The sequence below is a fragment of the Brachybacterium phenoliresistens genome (assembly GCF_039530785.1).
GTDB classification, from domain to species: domain Bacteria; phylum Actinomycetota; class Actinomycetes; order Actinomycetales; family Dermabacteraceae; genus Brachybacterium; species Brachybacterium phenoliresistens.
The window spans coordinates 1-1,779 of record NZ_BAAAOW010000021.1 but is presented as its reverse complement, the minus strand read 5'-3'; the positions used below and the strand labels follow the sequence as shown (position 1 = coordinate 1,779).

Annotated in this window: 1 protein-coding gene; it reads left to right on the top strand. The window is 75.5% G+C overall.

Annotation, left to right across the window (positions count from 1 at the left end; all coding sequences use genetic code 11):
• Positions 1-103: 103 nt before the first annotated feature.
• A partial coding sequence (gene ptsP, locus ABD234_RS19090; protein WP_344359656.1) for a phosphoenolpyruvate--protein phosphotransferase occupies positions 104-1,779 on the top strand: 1,676 nt, incomplete at its 3' end.

Sequence of the window (1,779 nt, the reverse complement as noted above, 5' to 3'; positions counted from 1 at the left end):
TAGACTGACCGCGCGCTCCGGCGCCTCGCCGCCGCGGAACGTGCCGCGGACCGCGCGGGGACCCGGGGCCCGAGCGTTCAGCGAATCTCTGGGAGGCACCCCGATGTCCGAATTCACAGGCGTAGCTGTCAGCCCCGGCCGGGTCGTCGGCGAGGTCCTCACCATGGCTCCTCCGGTCGCCGAGCCGCCCGCCGGGCAGGCCCCGGCCGAGGGCGCCGACGCCGCCTCCGAGTCGGAGCGCATCCCCGCGGCGGCCGCGTCGGTGCAGTCCCAGCTGGAGCGCCGTGCCGAGCGCGCCACCGGCGGCGGCCGGGCCGTCCTCGAGGCGACCGCGCAGATGGCCGCCGACCCCTCCCTCGTGCAGAGCGCGCAGGCCCTGGTGCAGTCCGGGCTCAGCGCCGAGCGCGCCGTCTGGGAGGCCGGCGACCAGGTCGCCACGATGCTCGAGGGCCTCGGCGGCTACATGGCCGAGCGCGCGGCCGATGTCCGCGACGTGCGCGCCCGCATCGTCGCGGAGCTGCGCGGCGAGCAGGCCCCCGGCATCCCCGAGCACGAGACCCCGTTCGTGCTGGCCGCCGTCGACCTCGCCCCGGCGGACACCGCGACCCTCGACCCGGCCCGCGTGATCGCCCTGATCACCTCCGACGGCGGCCCCCAGTCCCACACCGCGATCCTCGCCCGCCAGCTGGGCCTGCCCGCGATCGTCGCCGCCAAGGGCGTGGACGCCATCGCCTCGGGCACCGAGGTCTTCGTCGACGGCGCCGCGGGCCTGGTCACCGACGCCGTCACCGAGGACCATCGGGCGCTGGCGACCGCCTGGGCCGAGCTGCAGAAGAACCCCCTGACCTACGAGGGCGGCGGCGCCGAGCTGTCCGACGGCACCCGCGTGCAGCTGCTGGCCAACATCGGCAACGCGGCCGATGCCGAGAAGGCCGCCGCCGCGCACGCCGACGGCGTGGGCCTGTTCCGCACCGAGTTCCTCTTCCTGGACGGCGAGGACGAGCCCACCCTCGAGGAGCAGACCGCCGCCTACCGCGACGTCTTCGCGCACTTCCCCGGCAAGAAGGTCGTGGTGCGCACCATCGACGCGGGCGCCGACAAGCCGCTGCCCTTCCTCACCGACGCCGACGAGCCCAACCCCGCCCTGGGCGTGCGCGCCTACCGCACCTCCTGGGAGAAGCCGCAGGTCCTCGCCCACCAGCTCGATGCGATCGCGGCCGCCGCGGAGCAGACCGAGGCGACCCCCTGGGTGATGGCGCCGATGATCTCCACCCTCGAGGACACCGAGGACTTCGTGGGCCTGTGCCGGCAGCGCGGCCTCGAGCCCGCCGGGATCATGGTCGAGACGCCGTCCTCCGCGATCACCGCGGACCGCCTGCTGCAGGTCGCCGACTTCGCCTCCATCGGCACCAACGACCTCACCCAGTACACGATGGCCGCGGACCGCCAGCTGGGCTCCCTCGCCCACCTCAACGATCCGTGGCAGCCGGCCGTCCTCTCCTTGGTCCAGGCCACGGCTCGCGGTGCCCGCACCGCCGGCGGCGACCCGGAGTCCTTCGGGGAGAAGGCCGCGCGGCCCGTGGGCGTGTGCGGCGAGGCCGCCGGCGACCCGGCGCTCGCGGTCGTGCTCGTGGGCCTGGGCGTGAACAGCCTGTCCATGACGCCGCGCTCGCTGCCGGCCGTGGCGAAGGTGCTCTCCTCCGTCTCCCTCGAGCAGGCGAAGGAGCTCGCGGCCGCGGCCGTGGCCGCCCCCACCGCCTCCGCCGCGAAGCAGGCCGT